The sequence below is a fragment of the Butyrivibrio hungatei DSM 14810 genome, assembly GCF_900143205.1.
Lineage (GTDB): Bacteria > Bacillota > Clostridia > Lachnospirales > Lachnospiraceae > Butyrivibrio > Butyrivibrio hungatei.
In genome coordinates, this window is sequence record NZ_FRDH01000005.1 from 1 (window position 1) to 17,773 (window position 17,773).

At 38.3% G+C, this 17,773-nt stretch carries 20 protein-coding genes; all 20 read left to right on the top strand.

The features are described from left to right. The coding region (locus tag BUA02_RS06525; RefSeq protein ID WP_143147392.1) for a transposase domain-containing protein at positions 1–190 on the top strand (190 nt) is incomplete at its 5' end. A gap of 632 nt (positions 191–822) precedes the next feature. Then, a complete protein-coding gene (locus BUA02_RS06535; protein WP_026488959.1) occupies positions 823–1,419 on the top strand; it encodes a helix-turn-helix domain-containing protein in 597 nt (198 codons plus the stop codon). Between the two features lie 39 nt (positions 1,420–1,458). Next, on the top strand, positions 1,459–1,674 hold the full coding sequence (locus tag BUA02_RS06540) for a hypothetical protein (RefSeq protein ID WP_072702019.1): 216 nt from the start codon (positions 1,459–1,461) through the stop codon (positions 1,672–1,674). Between the two features lie 325 nt (positions 1,675–1,999). After that, entirely contained in the window at positions 2,000–2,737 is a 738-nt protein-coding gene (locus tag BUA02_RS06545; protein ID WP_072702021.1) for an NUDIX domain-containing protein, read from the top strand. A gap of 45 nt (positions 2,738–2,782) precedes the next feature. Next, complete coding sequence (locus tag BUA02_RS06550; RefSeq protein WP_072702023.1) at positions 2,783–3,727, top strand: alpha/beta fold hydrolase; 945 nt, start codon at positions 2,783–2,785, stop codon at positions 3,725–3,727. Between the two features lie 406 nt (positions 3,728–4,133). Then, a complete protein-coding gene (locus tag BUA02_RS06555; protein ID WP_072702025.1) occupies positions 4,134–4,907 on the top strand; it encodes a methyltransferase domain-containing protein in 774 nt (257 codons plus the stop codon). Between the two features lie 215 nt (positions 4,908–5,122). Then, entirely contained in the window at positions 5,123–5,743 is a 621-nt protein-coding gene (locus BUA02_RS06560; RefSeq protein WP_072702028.1) for a TetR/AcrR family transcriptional regulator, read from the top strand. Positions 5,744–5,772: 29 nt separating this feature from the next. Further along, positions 5,773–6,471, top strand: coding sequence for a transglutaminase-like domain-containing protein (locus tag BUA02_RS06565; RefSeq protein ID WP_072702030.1), 699 nt, complete (start codon positions 5,773–5,775; stop codon positions 6,469–6,471). 32 nt (positions 6,472–6,503) lie between these two features. Beyond that, positions 6,504–7,142 (top strand): class I SAM-dependent methyltransferase, encoded by a 639-nt coding sequence (locus tag BUA02_RS06570; protein WP_072702032.1) that lies wholly within the window; start codon positions 6,504–6,506, stop codon positions 7,140–7,142. Between the two features lie 383 nt (positions 7,143–7,525). After that, complete coding sequence (locus tag BUA02_RS06575) at positions 7,526–7,744, top strand: DUF3791 domain-containing protein (RefSeq protein WP_026490284.1); 219 nt, start codon at positions 7,526–7,528, stop codon at positions 7,742–7,744. Beyond that, the gene (locus tag BUA02_RS06580) at positions 7,741–8,247 is read left to right on the top strand and encodes a DUF3990 domain-containing protein (protein ID WP_072702034.1); all 507 of its coding nucleotides are present in this window, start codon (positions 7,741–7,743) and stop codon (positions 8,245–8,247) included. Before BUA02_RS06575 ends, BUA02_RS06580 begins: the two co-directional genes overlap by 4 nt. After that, complete coding sequence (locus BUA02_RS06585; RefSeq protein WP_026490285.1) at positions 8,240–8,470, top strand: hypothetical protein; 231 nt, start codon at positions 8,240–8,242, stop codon at positions 8,468–8,470. The genes BUA02_RS06580 and BUA02_RS06585 overlap by 8 nt, the downstream gene beginning before the upstream one ends. Before the next feature lie 429 nt (positions 8,471–8,899). Continuing rightward, entirely contained in the window at positions 8,900–9,997 is a 1,098-nt protein-coding gene (gene ychF / locus BUA02_RS06590; RefSeq protein WP_072702037.1) for a redox-regulated ATPase YchF, read from the top strand. Between the two features lie 12 nt (positions 9,998–10,009). Then, positions 10,010–10,927, top strand: a complete 918-nt coding sequence (gene lgt, locus BUA02_RS06595; RefSeq protein WP_083572684.1) for a prolipoprotein diacylglyceryl transferase — start codon at positions 10,010–10,012, stop codon at positions 10,925–10,927. Positions 10,928–11,200: 273 nt separating this feature from the next. Next, a complete protein-coding gene (mraZ, locus tag BUA02_RS06600) occupies positions 11,201–11,641 on the top strand; it encodes a division/cell wall cluster transcriptional repressor MraZ (protein WP_071176416.1) in 441 nt (146 codons plus the stop codon). Between the two features lie 9 nt (positions 11,642–11,650). After that, positions 11,651–12,586 (top strand): 16S rRNA (cytosine(1402)-N(4))-methyltransferase RsmH, encoded by a 936-nt coding sequence (gene rsmH / locus BUA02_RS06605; RefSeq protein WP_072702039.1) that lies wholly within the window; start codon positions 11,651–11,653, stop codon positions 12,584–12,586. Between the two features lie 32 nt (positions 12,587–12,618). After that, complete coding sequence (locus tag BUA02_RS06610; RefSeq protein ID WP_071176414.1) at positions 12,619–13,059, top strand: cell division protein FtsL; 441 nt, start codon at positions 12,619–12,621, stop codon at positions 13,057–13,059. Positions 13,060–13,127: 68 nt separating this feature from the next. Continuing rightward, positions 13,128–15,365 (top strand): peptidoglycan D,D-transpeptidase FtsI family protein, encoded by a 2,238-nt coding sequence (locus BUA02_RS06615; protein WP_072702041.1) that lies wholly within the window; start codon positions 13,128–13,130, stop codon positions 15,363–15,365. A gap of 18 nt (positions 15,366–15,383) precedes the next feature. Beyond that, positions 15,384–16,349: a phospho-N-acetylmuramoyl-pentapeptide-transferase gene (gene mraY / locus BUA02_RS06620; protein ID WP_072702042.1), complete on the top strand. Its 966-nt coding sequence runs from the start codon at positions 15,384–15,386 to the stop codon at positions 16,347–16,349. A gap of 31 nt (positions 16,350–16,380) precedes the next feature. Next, positions 16,381–17,757, top strand: a complete 1,377-nt coding sequence (gene murD, locus BUA02_RS06625) for a UDP-N-acetylmuramoyl-L-alanine--D-glutamate ligase (RefSeq protein WP_072702044.1) — start codon at positions 16,381–16,383, stop codon at positions 17,755–17,757. Positions 17,758–17,773: the final 16 nt, after the last annotated feature.

Here is a 17,773-nt window from a genome sequence, read left to right on the forward strand (position 1 = left end):
ACTGGTCGAAACAGCCAAGGCAAACAATGTAGATGTTTACTATTACCTAAAGTACCTGCTTCTCAAAACTCCGACATCACAAACAAGTGATGAAGAACTAGAAAAGCTCTGTCCATGGAATCCAGAGTGTAAGGAAGCTCTGGAAGATCTTCACAGGCAGCATCAAAAGGAAATCTTCGATGCGATGTGATCTTAATCATATGTGAATTGTCAAGGTGCTCCAGTCTCATAAGAGGCTGGGGTATATTTATGGGCAAAAGCCCTTGTACCCAATAACATATATGTGGTGGTAGCGCTACCCACCTAATTATTTAGCGCTTACATAATAACTGAGTTCGAAAAGGTTGATGAAATGGAACAAAAAGGCATTAGCGTCGAAAGTACAAAACAAGAAAGAGATTATATTGTAGAGGAGATGAAGTCGCTGATTAGTAATGAATCGTTATTACAGAAGACGACATGGACAAAGTCTCATGCTAATGCATCAAAGGGATGGGATTGGGTTCCAACAAATACAAACACTATATACATACTCTTGGTCAAGCTGGCAAGGATACTAGAAGAACGTTAACTTCGAGTTTGTTGATTTGAATATAATCTTACATGGACCAGTACCCTGGGGACGCCCAAACAGTACTGGTCTATTATTATGCCTATTCTTTTAACATTCGTAATATGGTAAGATTATAAAAGTGCGTAGAAATGCCTATTTTACGGCATGTAAAAAGATTTTGACATGGCTAAAAAGCGTAAATGTCAAAGCCTTTTGATGGCGACGAAATCAATATCTCGGTATTCTGAGGTGGAAAGAGAGACATAAGAATGGAACTTGGGAACAGAATCAAAGAATTAAGGAAAGCACAAAATATTAACCAGGATGAATTGGCTGAAAAGTTATTTGTTTCAAGACAGACAATTTCAAATTGGGAGAATGACAAAAGCTATCCTGATATTCAGAGCGTATTGCTTCTAAGTGAAATCTTTAATGTTTCCGTAGACCAACTATTAAAAGGAGATGTTGAAAAGATGGAAAGAATCATCACAGAACAAACGCAGGCAGACATTAACAAGATGAATACCTACGCGATAGGAATGCTGATTTCTATAGTAGCACTTCTTATCTCTACGCCAGTATTGGCATTCACAACTGGATTTTGGTTTTTCATACCATTTGTATTGCTGTTTGCTTGCACAATGTATTTTGCCACTAGAATTGAAAAGTGCAAAAAGGAGTATAATGTCCAAACTTATAAGGAGATTGTAGCTTTTACAAAGGGAGAGGCGCTTTCTAAAGAAGATCAGATAAGAGAAGAGGCAAAAAGACCTTATCAGAAAGCTTTATTTGCAATACTGTCAGGCGTTATAGCTGCAGTGGTATGCGGTGGCATAGGTGCAGCACTCATTCTGTTATTCAAATAATCATTTAAACGAAAACAACCAACATTGGAGGATATAAAAATGAAATTTTCAAAAGAGCAGCAGAAGTTACTTACTTTATTTATTTTGGGAATATTATTATGTGGTATCGCTCACATTTTCCCAAGTGGACTTAATGTCATCGCAGCTATTGCAGGATTTCTTCTTATAGGATATTTCTCAGTTAAAAGCTATGAAATCATGAAAGAAGAAAAGAAAGAGAAAGCAAAAGAGACAGAACATACTGAAAGACAATAATAGATTATGATATCTAATGTAGAGCAGACTATGAAATAATTATTATAATAAAGTTAGTGGTGATGTTTTAAAAAAATGATAATGTCTCGACAAGTCTTGTATCAATGAGTTATCGTCACATCAATTAAACAAACAGACACCCATTGCTACAGAGTAGTGGGATTCACGTCATTCCTTTACCGTTAGGTCTTAGCAGGTGGAGGAATGGCGTATTTCTTTTTCATGAAAAACTGTCGGTTCCACAAGTCATATGTGTTATTCTTATTGTAGTTGGAATTGCAGGACTTAAGATACTTGCAAAAGAATGAGAATAAAAGGGAGCAACATGGCAGAAGAAATTTTTGATATCGTAGATGAAAACGGGCAGCCTACAGGAGAAACAGTGACTAGATCGCAGGCGCACGCTGAAGGCATTAGACATAGAACTGCTCACATTTGGGTGGTACGTGAAAATGGAGATAAGACAGAGATTCTCTTACAGAAGAGAGCTATGAATAAGGATTCTTTTCCAGGCAGATATGACACTTCATCAGCTGGGCATATTCAGGCTGGGGATGAGCCATTAGAATCTGCTGTTAGAGAATTGTCGGAGGAGCTTGGTATTCAGGCTGATCCTGATGATTTGCATTTTGCAGGGACATTTCCAATTCAGTATGAAAAGGAGTTCCATGGCAAGCCATTTAAGGATAATGAAATCGCATTCGTCTATGTCTATGACGAGGAGGTGGGAATTGATAACCTTACCATCCAAAAGGAAGAACTGGACAGCGTAGAGTGGTTCGACCTAGAGGAAGTGTATCAGGCATGCCAGCCACCAAGGGATGAGAAGTTCTGCGTTCCTATGGGCGGGCTTGAGATAGTTCGTAAATACGTTAAAGCAGATGAGAGAAGGTCTGAACGAATGTCATATGGAATGTCTATCGGCATGGGTACAGGGTTGGTTGTTGGAGCTGTTATTGGATCAGCTACAGATAGAGTTGGAACTTGGATGTGTGTTGGTATGATATTCGGAATGATTCTTGGAATGGCTATGGGAAATAGGAAAAATAGTGAAGAAGAATAAAATATTTATATCAATAGAAGAAACATATAAAAGAGAAGAGAAAAAATGAAAAAAATACTTAGAATTACTGGGAAGATTTTATTACTACTATTTATAGTGTTGGTTTTTCTTATTGGTGGAATTTTTATCTATAACAAGATTATGATTACGTCTGAAGAGGCACTAATAGAGAAACCTATTGGGCAATATGTCGAGGTGGATGGTCATAAGATGAATTTATACACCGAAGGCGAAGGATGCCATACACTTCTTTTCCTTTCAGGGTCTGGCACTGCTGCACCGGTTCTTGATTTTAAAAGTTTGTATTCTCTTTTGAGTAGCGATTATAAAATAGTTGTTATCGAAAAATTTGGGTATGGGTTTAGTGATGTAGTCGATAGTGAGAGATCTTTTAAAACTATTCTTAGACAAGATAGGGAAGCACTCACCAAGGCAGGAATAGAAGGCCCGTATATTCTTTGTCCACATTCTATGTCAGGAATTGAAGCAATAATGTGGGCTCAAAATTACCCAGATGAAGTGGAAGCTATTGTTGGTCTTGATATGGTACTTCCGAGAGCCTACGATAATTGGGACTGGGACAGTACAATTAAAAAGGAAAGGCTTGCAGCTTTTGCTCGTGAACTAGGGATAGTTAGGTTATTTTATTCTGATAGTCAGCTTCCGGAAAAACTTACAGACAAAGAAAAGAAGATTTATAGGGCGCTTGCTGCAAGTAAAGCAGTAAATACTTGTATCATAAATGAGGGTTTGGCAATTTCGGATGCAGTAACAGAAATTGATAGAAAGCCCAAGCCTGATATACCAATGCTCATGTTTGTATCAGATGGACATGAAACAGGTGTTGAAAAATGGATAGATATTCAAAGTGATTATATTTCAGATCTTACAAATGCAGAAGTTATAGAACTGGATTGTGGTCATTATGTACATATTTTTAGGCAAGATATAATAGCTGAGAAACTTGTAGAATTTATTGAATCGTTGTAAGAATCGGAAAATATTATCAGAGAGGGAAAGCTACGTTGAAAAAGATAGCTGTTCTTTTTTCTGCTTTCGAATTGTGTATTCCATGATGGATGTGGATTAATATAATGTAAGGCAGTGAAGTTAACAAATCGATATTTTTAGAGGCAAATTATATTTCAGTATAAACGCCTAAAGATTTTCAGAAAACAAGTAATTGCACTTTTTTTGAGCTTAGTATAATATTCATTGTTGTGACAATCTGGATAAACAGAGGTCATATGGGAGGTAATCATGAGAATACGAGATAACTACTCGGTGCAGTTTTAGTGCTGACAGCAGGTTGTACCGAGGTTAATGGAAAAGTTTTGCTGTCACATACTGCACCGAACAAATAAGACTATAAACAATTATTTGAAAAGGAGCAGATATGAATACAGAAAGAATAACAGAATTAAGAAAAGATTGGGAAGCAGAGGAGAAGATAGCTCATATACATGGTTGGGATTTTTCTCATATTCATGACAGATATGAAGAGGAGGAAGATCTTCCTTGGAACTATAAGCAGATAATTGACGAGAATCGCATAGACAGTATGAAACTGTTGGATTTTGATACAGGCGGTGGAGAGTTCCTTTTATCCCTTGGACATCCTTATAGCAACACTGCGGCTACAGAAGGTTACGCACCAAATGTTGAGCTATGCAAGAAAGAATTGCTGCCGCTTGGAATTGATTTCAAGTCTTGTGATGATGCTTCAAAGGTTCCTTTTGCAGATAGCTCTTTTGACATGATTATAAATAGACATGGCGACTTTGATCCTGTAGAAACAGCCAGACTGCTGAGACCAAACGGATTATTCATTACTGAGCAGGTGGGCGGTGAGAATGACAGAGACCTTGTAAAGATGGTCCTGCCTGATGTGCCAAAGCCATTCCCAGAGCTTGAACTATCTATTCAGAAGAAAAAGTTCGAGGTTGCAGGACTACAGGTTGTCAGAGCAGAGGAAGCATTCAGACCAATTCGCTTTTATGATGTTGGTGCTTTTGTCTGGTTTGCTCACATCATAGAATGGGAGTTCCCAGGATTTTCTGTAGATAAATGCTTTGACAAGCTTCTTGAAATGCAGGAAGAGATTGATAAGAATGGATTTGTAGAAGGTACAATCCACAGATATCTCATCGTTGCAAAGAAGATAAGTTGATGATTATGGGCGGTAAGTTACATAGACTTGCCGCTTTTAAATTGAATATTGAACGTTACATAGCAGTTATCTCAATCGAGGTAGCTGCTTTTTTGCGCTCATTTTGAGCAGTAAAAGATCTCCTTTTTTAGTTTCCTGTATTGACAGTATATATTATTGGAAGTAAAATAACAGTGTTACGTAACAGTGTTATCAAAGAAAAAGTGGTGCGAAATATGAAAACAGATAATGGGACTAGAGAGAAACTTTTAAGAAGCGCAAAAGAAGAATTCATGGAAAAAGGTTTCCAAAATGCTTCACTTCGAAAGATTTGCAGCAAAGCGGGAGTAACAACTGGTGCAGTTTATTGTTTCTTTGGAGATAAAGAAGGATTGCTTACAGGTTTAGTAGATAACGTGTATCAAAGTGTTATGCAAACGATTGGAAATCATATGAAGGAAATGTCTTCGGAAGGATTTGCCACTCATATGCATGAGGTTGGAGACCATGACTCTTTTGTTGAAGAGTTGGTTCACGCGTTATATCAGGACTATGATGCAGTGGTGCTTCTGTTGTCTAAATCTACAGGTTCAAAATTTGAAAATGTGATAGATGATCTAATTTCTCAGGTAGAATTACGACTTGGTGATTTGGCAGAAAAATATGCTGAATCAGTTCAAGGTAAGCGAGTGAATTATTATATGGTTCATTGGTTATCACACTTGTCAATAATGTCGTTTGTTCATGCTTTAACCCATTTTGAAGATGAGAGAGAAGCTCTAAAATTTATGAAACCTGCAATGGAACATCTAATTGATGGCTGGAGAAATTTTATACTAGATGATGTAGAGATGTAGGTTTGTGTTATGAAGAAATTGGAGGCATCATGGAAAGATACTTGAAGGAAACACGAATGATAAATTATTCAGATGAGAGTATTCAAAATCTGATCAAAAATAGAGGATGGAAAGAATTAGATACGTATGAATGCTTAAAGTCTATCTACGATTTTGTAAGGGATGAAATACTTTTTGGATACAATGTTGACGACAATATCCCAGCATCAAAAGTTCTTAGCGATGGTTATGGTCAATGCAACACAAAAGGAACGTTGTTTATGGCGTTGCTTCGTGCCTGTGGTATTCCTTGTCGAGTTCATGGATTTACTATCAATAAAGAATTGCAAAAAGGAGCAATGACAGGATTTGTTTATAAAAATGCTCCACAAAATATTTTTCACAGTTGGGTGGAAGTATATTTTGAGGAGGAGTGGTATGAGTTGGAAGCGTTTATTCTTGATAAGAACTATATAGACAGGCTTCAGAAAAAGTTTTCTGATTGTTCAGGTGCTTTTTGTGGATATGGAGTCGCAGTTAAAGATTTTCGCAATCCTGTCTTAGATTTTAATAGGAATAATACGTATATTCAAAGCGAAGGGATAAATCAGGATTTTGGAATATATGATTGTCCCGACAATCTGCTTGTAGAGCATCATCAGGAGATGTCACCACTTAAAGCATTTGGGTACAAGCACATTGGAAGGCATTTAATGAATCATAATGTTAAAAAGATAAGGAACAAATAGAAAATAATAATACATATGTGAAAGGCTTTATTATGAGGACAGCGGAAGAATACAAAAATATGACAATTAAAGAATTTACCAAAGCTGCAGATGTATATGAGTCTGACCAGGCTGGTATATATGAAATATGTAAGGATGATTATCCATATATTGCAGCTGAATTAGATAAAGAAGAATATCACGATTTGTTAGACTGCGGATGTGGTACAGGTCCAATGATTTCTCTTTTACATGAAATGGACTCAAAAAAACATTATACTGGATTGGATATTACTCCAAGAATGATAGAGGTAGCTAAGGCAAAGAATCTTAGCGGTGTAGATTGGGTAGTTGGGGACTGTGAAGATTTACCATTCGAGGAAAACTCCTTTGATGTAATCATTTGTTCCAATAGCTTTCATCATTATCCTAATCCACAGAAATTTTTCTATAGCGTTAAACGTGTGTTGAGACCAAATGGAAGATTGATTTTGCAGGATTATACAGCGCCAAGTGTAGTTCTTTGGTTAATGAATCATACAGAAATGCCAATTTCTAATCTTTTTGGTCATGGAGATGTTAAAGCATATTCATTAAATGAGATGAAAGCTTTTTGTGAAAAAGCGGGGTTATCGATTGATAATCTGGAGGCATGTAAAAAGTTTAGAATGCATTTGGTGGCGAGAAAATAGTCAGAATAAAATGAATCGTGATGCCATGAATGAAGATGATGTTGTTGCAAAATTAATTTTCTAATGGACCACAACCCCCGTCCCAATGTCATTTAGATAAGAAAAAGATGTGATAGAGCAACAAGCATGATATTGAAAGTGTCTACGTGAGACGCTGCTCATGCTGGTACATAGTTGGCACAAATTTGGTACATAGAAGTGTTCCTACGCCTTTATAGTTTGGTAAGCCTAGGATTGATAGTTTCACCCGTGGTTTTGATTTTTGGAGCAGTTATTTCGAGAGAGATAGCTGCTTTTTGATGATTGAAGAAAGACCAAACAAGTAGATAAATACAATAGGTAATGGTATTATTAAATAGAAGGTTGTTAGAAGAGGAAATGCTATGAGCTATCAGAGAAGATTGATAAATTATACAGTTGCATGTGTTAATGAGTTTGCTGAAGCTTTTAATTTGAATGTTAAAGAAGCATATAGATATCTTCGAGATTTCAAGGGAATAGAGTTCCTGAAGGATTTCTATGAGGAAGAGCATCTTTTATCATTTGATAATGTGGTTGAAGATTTACAAGCTCTTTGCCGGAGAAATGGAGGAACTATATGATTCTTTATCATGGTAGTAATGTTGATATACAAAATATCAGCTTGTCAGCTTGCAGGCCATATAAGGATTTTGGTAGGGGATTCTATTTAACAGATATTCCGGAACAGGCTGAGCGCATGGCAGAACGAGTTGCTAGGATTTACGGTGGTGAACCTGTACTCAATATTTATGAGATAGATGATTCTTTTTTGGATTCCTCTAGTCTTAGAATCAAAAATTTTGGTGAAGAAACAACGGAAGATTGGGCTCGTTTTGTAATGAATAATAGGAATAGAGGCTTTGAGAATTATTCAGATTCATTGTGCAACTTCGATTCTAAGTATGATATTGTAATTGGACCTGTTGCGGATGATAATATGGCAATGCTGTTTAGACAATATGAAGAAGAAGTTATAGATTTTGATACGCTTCTTAAAGGCATGATATATAAAAAGACATCTTCACAGTATTCATTCCATACACCTGCAGCTATTTCATTATTGAGGAAAATTAGTCATGAATGAGAAAAAGCAACTAATAGAGTATGCTATTCAGGATATTGTTGAAATGATCTCGAAAGATCAGAACGTAGAATATGACGAGGCTATGAACTTCTTTTATGAATCAGAGGTTTTTGATAAGCTTCAAGATGTAGAAACAGGGCTTTATCGTGAAAGCTCTGCTTATATTTATGATTTATACAAAGATGAGTTGAACTTCGGGCATATCGTTCAAGCTGAAATATAATAACCGCCTATTACATAGAACAGTGTAAATCTAAATGAATGTATCTGAATAAAATAATAGCATCCCTAGGCTTCGGTGAAACGTCGTCACCTTTGCTGTGGATGCTATTTTTTCACGTAACAACTATTCCTGCCGCTCGTGAAGCATAAGCCACGTAAAGTGAAATGGTTGTTTTTCTTATCTGCTTATGTATACGAATGAAGATGATGTTGTGGCAAAACTAATTTTCTAATGGACCACAAACCCCGTCCCCTAGGTCCATTACTGCACGTTTTTACAAATCCGTCCTGACATGGTAATATATATTCGCTGTGTCAGGACTATTTTTATGTCATAATAGATAAATGGTGCCCGGCGTGGTACTCGGTACAATAAGCTGAGATAACAAATGGCTTAAATAAAGCATTTTTAAAAGGAGATACATAGAAAATGAAACTAGGAATCGTAGGATTACCTAACGTAGGTAAGAGCACACTTTTTAATTCACTTACAAACGCTGGAGCGCTTGCTGCAAACTATCCTTTTGCAACAATAGATCCTAACGTGGGAGTAGTAGCAGTTCCGGATAAGAGACTTAAGGCTCTTGGAGATTTATATCATTCCAAGAAGGTTACACCAGCTACAATCGAATTCGTTGATATCGCAGGACTTGTAAAGGGCGCATCCAAGGGTGAAGGTCTTGGAAACCAGTTCCTTGCTAATATCCGTGAGACAGATGCTATCGTTCACGTAGTTAGATGCTTTGATGATACTAACGTAGTTCACGTTGATGGAAGCGTTGATCCAGCAAGAGATATCGAGACAATTAACTTAGAGCTTATCTTTGCTGACCTTGAGGTTCTTGAGCGTAGAATTGCCAAGGTTGCTAAGCTTGCAAGAATGGACAAGACTGCAGCCAAAGAACTTGAGATTCTCGAAAAGATTAAGGCTGTCCTTGAAGATAATAAGATGGCTAGAGAACTTGAGATCGAAGATCCAGATGATAAGGCATTTGTAAACAGTCTTGATCTTCTTACATGGAAGCCAGTTATTTACGCAGCTAATGTTAAGGATGATGACCTTGCAGATGATGGCGCTTCTAATAAGTATGTTGCAGCTGTAAGAGAGCTTGCAGCTAAGTCTGGTAGTGAAGTGTTTGTTATCAGTGCTCAGATAGAGGCTGAGATTTCTGAGCTTGATGAGGATGAGAAGGCTGAGTTCCTTGAGAGCCTTGGACTTTCCGAGTCAGGTCTTGATAAGCTTATTGCAGCAAGCTACAGAACACTTGGACTTATGAGCTTCCTTACATCTGGTGAAGATGAGACAAGAGCTTGGACAATTAAGATTGGAACTAAGGCTCCACAGGCAGCTGGTAAGATTCATACAGACTTCGAAAGAGGATTCATCAAGGCTGAAGTTATCAATTATGAGGATCTTCTTCGTGAAGGATCAATTCCTGCAGCTAAGGAAAAAGGCCTTGTACGTATGGAAGGAAAAGAGTACGTTGTTCAGGATGGAGATGTGATCCTGTTTAGATTCAACGTCTAATAGGAGGATTTTATGCCAGATATAATGGGAAAGATGGACATTGCTTTTCCTAATCTGAATATATATTTAGAGAATGTCCCTAAAAGTTTTTCTATTTTTGGTTTTACCATAGCTCTTTATGGCGTGATCATTGGCTTTGGATTTTTCCTTGCGCTAATACTGATCACAAATGTAGCTAAAAGGACTGGTCAGAATCCTGATACATATTGGGATGTGGCAACTTATGTGATTGTTTTTTCTATAATAGGTGCCAGGTTATACTATGTATTTTTTGCCTGGGATTATTACAAAGACGATCCAATCAGCATTCTGAATATACGAAATGGCGGCCTTGCAATCTATGGTGGTGTTATAGCAGGCTTTCTCACAGCTGCTATTTATTGCAAGATAAAGAAGACCAGCTTCCTCAAGATGGCTGATACCTGTATGTATGGACTTTTATTAGGACAGACTATGGGTAGATGGGGAAACTTCACTAACAGAGAGGCTTTTGGTGAGTATACAAATGGCCCTTTTGCTATGAGACTTCCTGTTGAAATGGTGAGAAGCGGCGAGATAACAGAGCTTATGAAAGAGCATATGAGTGCCGCTACAAATTACGTTCAGGTGAGCCCAACATTTCTGTATGAGAGTATGTGGAATTTGGGACTTTTGATCCTTCTTCTTCTATATTTAAAGCACAAGAAATTTGATGGCGAGATAATGCTTATGTATCTTGGTGGTTATGGACTTGGAAGAGCATGGATCGAGGGGCTTAGAACAGATCAGCTTATTATGCATACCACAGGACTTCCTGTTTCACAGATGCTTGCTATCTGCCTTGTGATATTTGCAGTTGTAGCAGAAGTGGTAGTAAGGGTTAGACTCAAAAAAGCTGGGACAAAAGAAGCGGCAGAAAAAGAAAGTTCTGAAGAAAACACTGAAGAATAATTAAATAAGAACAAAGATTGAGCTCTGGGGACGGAGGTTATGGCTCATTTTTTAAAATGAGCCATAACCTCCGTCCCTAGGGCTCATTTTTTTCACCTATTTTTCCTTCCAACCACAATTATTTGTGGTTATTTTTTTGCCAAAACACAAATAACAGACTTTATCTTTTTTTTATAGAAACCTAGGAAAAATCTATTGTTTTAAGGAAAAAGTTAGTTTATAATAATCTCAGGTGGTAAAAAGTGGCAAAAAGTGGTTGAAAGTGGTAGATAAGTGGGAACAGCATTCAAAGGCGAATATAGTCATTCCATCGATGCTAAGGGAAGACTCATAATACCTGCTAAATTCCGCGAGCTTCTGGGTGACCAATTCGTAGTTACCAAGGGCTTTGACGGATGCCTTTTTGTGTTTGCTGAAGAGGGCTGGGAACAGTTCGAAGCTAAACTCCAGTCACTACCTATGGATAAGCCAGAAGCCAGAATGCTTGGAAGATTCTTCATTGCAGGTGCAATTGATGCAGAAACTGACAAGCAGGGAAGAATTCTTTTACCAGCCAACCTCTTACAACATGCCAAGATAGAAAAAGAAGCCGTTATCGCAGGTGTTGGTAACAGAGCTGAAATTTGGAGTAAGGCTGAGTGGGAGAAGGCAAGTACCTTTGATGACATCAATAGTATCGCTGCGAAAATGAGTGAGTACGGATTGAGTATATAAGGAAGATAAATGGAATTTAAACATTATTCGGTACTCCTTGAGGAATGTCTGGACAATCTGAATATCAAGCCTGATGGAATATATCTTGACGGAACCCTTGGAGGTGCAGGGCATTCATCACACATTGCTGAGAGACTTGGTGAAAACGGGCATCTATATGGAACAGATCAGGATGAGGATGCAATAGCAGCAGCTACTAAGAGACTTGAACCTTTTGGGGATAAGGTCACGATCATCAGAGATAATTATGAAAATGCAGTTACGAGACTTAAGGAACTTGGAGTTAAGGGCGTAGATGGAATATTGCTCGACCTTGGAGTTTCATCCTATCAGCTTGATAACGCTGAGAGGGGCTTTACTTATAAAGAAGATGTTCCCCTGGATATGAGAATGGATCAGAGACAGGCTCTTACAGCAAGAGATATTGTTAATGATTATTCAGAAACAGAGATCTTTCATATTATAAGAGATTACGGTGAGGATAAATTCGCCAAGAATATTGCCAAGCATATCTGTATAGAGAGAGCTAAGGCTCCAATTGAGACAACAGGACAGCTAAACGACATCATTAAGGCTGCCATACCTGCCAAGATGAGAGAAAAGGGAGGGCATCCTTCCAAGAGAACTTATCAGGCAATCAGAATTGCACTTAACAGAGAACTGGATGTACTTCAGAACTCACTTGATGGATTCATAGATTTTTTAAATCCAGGCGGAAGGCTTTGTGTAATAACATTCCACTCTCTGGAAGATAGAATTACCAAGAACAATTTCAGAAAAAACGAAAACCCTTGTACTTGCCCGCCTGATTTTCCAGTATGTGTTTGCGGCAAGGTATCTAAGGGAAAGGTAATAACAAGAAAACCTATTTTACCTTCAGAAAAAGAACTTGCAGAAAATAAGAGATCTCAGAGCGCTAAACTGAGAGTATTTGAAAAAGCCTGATACGAAATACGAAAAAGAGAAAGGAGGCCGACATGGCTAACGAGTATATTCGCGGAAACGCAGTTAGAAAAGTAAATGAGCCTGATAGAAGAAGAGAGCATGTCCATGTTCATGAGCCTCAGCCAAATAGAAAAAGACATCACATGAGCTTTGGGTACCTCGTGTTCCTCTCACTGGCAATGATGATGATGGTTGGAACACTTGCATGGTATATTTCCTTGCAGTCACAGGTACAGAATTCTGTAAAAAACATCGCTAAACTTGAGAGTCAGCTCAACACTCTTAAGCAAGATAACGATGAGGCATATAATAGAGCGAACGGCAGCATTGATCTTGAGGAAGTAAAGAGAATAGCTATTTCAGAGTATGGAATGACTTATGCTACTGAAGGACAGATCGTAACATACTCCGATGGAGGCGGAAATGACTACGTTCGTCAGCTTGCTCCAATCCCACAGGAAACAGTTAATTAAAAAAGTTGCCACAACCTATGAAAAGTGGATATAATTGATAGGTGTGATTGGAAGGATTTTATGTTGTAATGAAACAAAGGAAAGTTAGAAACGCGCAGAAATTTACTATAGGAATGAAGAAAAAGCTGGTGGTACTTTTTGTATTAGTACTACTGGCTTTCGTTGGGTTAGGGGTTAGGCTTATCCTTATTACCAAGAATAATGGTGAAGAATACCAAAAGCAGGTACTGTCACAGCAGCAATATGACTCTACTACGCTCCCTTTTAGAAGAGGAGAGATATTAGATGCTAACAATACTGTGCTTGCGTATAGTGAGAAGGTTTACAACGTTATTCTGGATGCCAAGCTCCTTCTTAGAAACGATAAATATGTTGAACCAACCATCAAGGCACTGGTAAAGTGTTTTGATCTGGATGCTGGTGAGATCAGATCATATCTTCAGGATCACCCTGGTTCACAGTATTATATTCTTGCCAAGAAACTTACTTATGATCAGATAAGCGAGTTTCAAGGTCTTATAACGATCGGATCTGACACTTATGATGAGAACATCCAGGGTGTCTGGTTTGAAGCTGGTTATATCAGAAAGTATCCAAACAATACTCTTGCCTGCGATATCATCGGATTTACATCAAGTGATAATAACGGTATGTACGGCCTGGAAGAGTACTATAATAGTGTGCTTAGCGGAACACCTGGTAGAGAATATGGTTATCTTGATGATGACTCTAACCTTGAGAGAACAACAATTCCTGCTACTGATGGAGACAGCATCGTAACTACTATCGATGGTAATCTTCAGAATATAGTAGAGAGACATCTTCAGGAATTTAATGATACCTACGCCAATAATGCGAGACAGGGTAATGGTGCCAATAACGTAGGCTGTATCATGATGGATGTCAACACTGGCGAGATTCTTGCTATGGCCAGCTATCCATTTTTTGATCTAAACAATCCAAGGGATACATCAGCACTTATTGGCATGCCTTCTGTTGATGAGAAAGGAAATAAGGTTAAGGGCGAATCTGTCTATGATTCGGGTGTTTATATTACTCAGGAGATGATAGATGGCTTCTCTGATGAAGTACTTTATCAGAACTACAATGCATTGTGGAAGAATTACTGTATTTCAGATACTTATGAGCCTGGATCTGTCGCCAAGCCATTTACAGTTGCAACTGCCCTTGAAAGTGGATCTATCACAGGTGATGAGGTGTATAACTGTAAAGGATTTTTGGAAGTTGGTGGATGGGAGATCAAGTGTCATAACACATATGGTGACGGTGCAGTTTCAGTAGAAAGAGGTATTGAGATTTCTTGTAACGTAGCTATGATGTACGTTGCACAGGCTACAGGTGTTAATACATTTACAAAGTTCCAGAAAGACTTTGGCTTTGGCCTTAAGACCAACATTGACCTTGCAGGTGAGGCCAGAACAGAAGGCCTTACATACAGCGCAGCCAACATGACGCCTACTGACCTTGCCACTAACTCTTTTGGACAGGGCTTCAACGTAGATATGATCGAGATGATCACTGGATTTTGTTCATTGATAAATGGTGGCTATTATTATGAACCTCATGTCGTGAAAAAGATTGTTTCAAGTAGCGGTGCTACTATTAAGAATATTGAACCTAGAATATTAAGGCAGACTATATCACAGAGTACATCAGACAAGATTGTTCAGTATTGCAACAAAGTAGTTGCAGGTGAAGAGGGTACTGGTAAGACTGCCAGACCTGCCGGTTACATGATTGGCGGTAAGACAGGAACTGCACAGACACTTCCTCGTGGAAATCATCAGTATGTAGTATCATTTATGGGGTATGCACCTGCTGATGATCCACAGATTGCAATCTATGTAGTAGTTGACAGACCTAATGTTACATATCAGGCTGATGCCAAGTATGCTACAAGGATTGTTAGAGCAATCCTTACAGAGGCTCTTCCTTATCTCAACTTCCCTATGACAGAGGAACTTTCTGAGAAAGAGCAGGCAGAACTTGCAGAACTTCGTGAACAGCTTGTTACAACATATGTTTCAGAAAATGTTGAGGAAGAGACAGCAGAGAATACTGAAGAGGAAAATGAGGCAGCTACCGAGAGCTCTTCTGAAGAAGTAGAAGAAAAGGACAGATCTTCAATATGGGAGTCATTCTCAAAGGATCCTTCAACAGGATATCTTGTTGATCCTAATAGCGGAAACATGGTGGATCCCGATAGCGGAGCTGTTCTTGGAGGAGATGATCTTCCAGATTTTAATGAAGCACCAAACGCTGCGTCATCAGCAAGCAGTAATTAATTATTTGAGGTTATAGAAATGAACGGTTATTTACTTAGAACACTTATACCTGTACTTGGATCTTTTACAGCATCTGTACTAATTGGACCAAGTATCATAAAAATGCTTAGAAAGCTCAAGGCTGGACAGACAGAGCGTGAGGAAGGCCTTGAATCCCACCAGAAAAAGACAGGAACACCAACTATGGGCGGTATTATTTTCCTTATTCCATTTCTGGTTATAGGACTGTTCTATGGAGCATTTCATAAAGAGGTCATTCCTGTTCTGATATTAACCTTTGGTTCTGGCTTTATCGGATTCATTGATGACTATATCAAAGTAGTCAAAAAGCATAATCTTGGTCTTCGTGCATGGCAGAAAATGGCTGGTCAGTTTATTGTAACTGTTATCTTTGCACTTTACGTTGAACAGTTCACAGACCTTTCCCTTGCTATGAAGATTCCTTTTACAGATAGAATGGTAGATTTTGGCTTTTGGAATATTCCAATCCTTTTCTTTATTACACTTGGAACAGTTAATGGAACAAATTTTACAGATGGTGTAGATGGCCTTTGCGCATCTGTAACTGCTGTAGTGGCAGGATTTTTCGCAATAGCCGGTATGTTCTACGGAGCAACAGGAGCAGAGGTTATGTCCTCTGCTATGATGGGAGCTCTTTTAGGATACCTTGTATATAACGTATATCCTGGTAAGGTTATGATGGGCGATACAGGTTCTCTTGCAATAGGAGGATTTGTTACAGGAATAGCGTATGTTATGCATATGCCTATTTTTATCGTAATCGTTGGATTTATTTATGCGTTTGAAGTTATCTCAGTTATTCTTCAGGTTTCATTCTTTAAGATTACACATGGTAAAAGAATTTTTAGAATGGCGCCTATTCACCATCATTTTGAAAAAGGTGGCTGGTCTGAGACTAAGGTTGTTAATGTATTCACCACAGTAACATTGTTGCTGTGCCTTATAGCATATATGGGACTATAAAATAACGAACGATACAATAAGGAAGAAGTAAATGAAAGCAGCAGATATCATTGGAAAAAATGTACTTGTAATTGGATCAGGTTTGTCAGGAGTTGGTTCAGTAAGACTTTTAAATCAGGTTGGAGCTGTTCCTGTGATGCTTGAAGAAAACACAAAGGTTACAGAAGACGATATAAGAGCTAAGCTCCACGAAGAGGATAGAGCCAAAACTAAGATCATCATTGGTGGGATATCAGATGAAGTTCTTGATACAATAGCTCTCACAGTTCCTAGCCCTGCGGTACCACTTGATGCTCCTACAGTTATGAGAATTAAGGAAAAGAATATTCCTATCTGGAGTGAGATTGAGCTTGCCTATAATTTTGCAAAGGGTAAGGTTATTGCTATCACTGGAACAAACGGAAAGACAACAACAACAACTCTTGTGGGCGAGATCATGAAAGCTCATTTTGCAGATACTTATGTTGTTGGTAATATTGGTGTTTCATACGCTGAGAGCGCACTTTTGATGAAAGAGGATTCAGTTACAACTGGTGAGATCAGTTCATTCCAGTTAGAAGCTGTGGATAACTTCCATGCCAATGTATCAGCAATCCTTAATATCACACCAGATCATCTTAACAGACATCACACCATGGAATGCTACGCAGCCATGAAAGAGAATGTCACAAACAGACAGACTAAGGATGATACCTGCGTTCTTAATTATGACAACGAATATACAAGAGATTTTGGAAGTCGTTGCCCGGCAAAAGTAGTATTCTTCTCAACTAAGGAAAAATTACAGGATGGTTTCTATCTTGATGGAGAAGAAATCTTCTTAAGTACAGCTGGAAGTTCTATGAAAGTCATGAATATTCATGATATGAACCTTGTAGGAGAGTGCAATGTTCAGAATGTAATGGCTGCTATAGCAATTTCACTTGCTATGGGAGTTCCTCTTGCTACAATACTTGAAGTTATCAGAACCTTTAAGGCAGTTGAACATAGGATTGAGTATGTGGCTACCAAGAAGGGCGTTGATTATTATAATGATTCTAAGGGCACCAATCCAGATGCTGCTATCCAGGGTATCAGAGCTATGAGTAAGCCAACTATACTTATTGGCGGTGGCTATGACAAGGGTAGTGAGTACGATGAGTGGATCGAGTGCTTTGGAGATACAGTTAAGCTTCTTGTTCTCATTGGCCAGACCAGAGAAAAGATAGCAGAGTGTGCTAAAAAGCATGGTTTTACTAAGTATGTATTTAAAGATACCTATGAAGAAGCTCTTGAATTCTGCACTAGGTCAGCGGAACCAGGGGATGCAGTACTTCTTTCTCCAGCCTGCGCTAGCTGGGATATGTTCCCTAACTATGAGACCAGAGGCAAGAGATTTAAGGAGTATGTAAATAAATTATCTGATTAACTTATTGTCTGAGGGG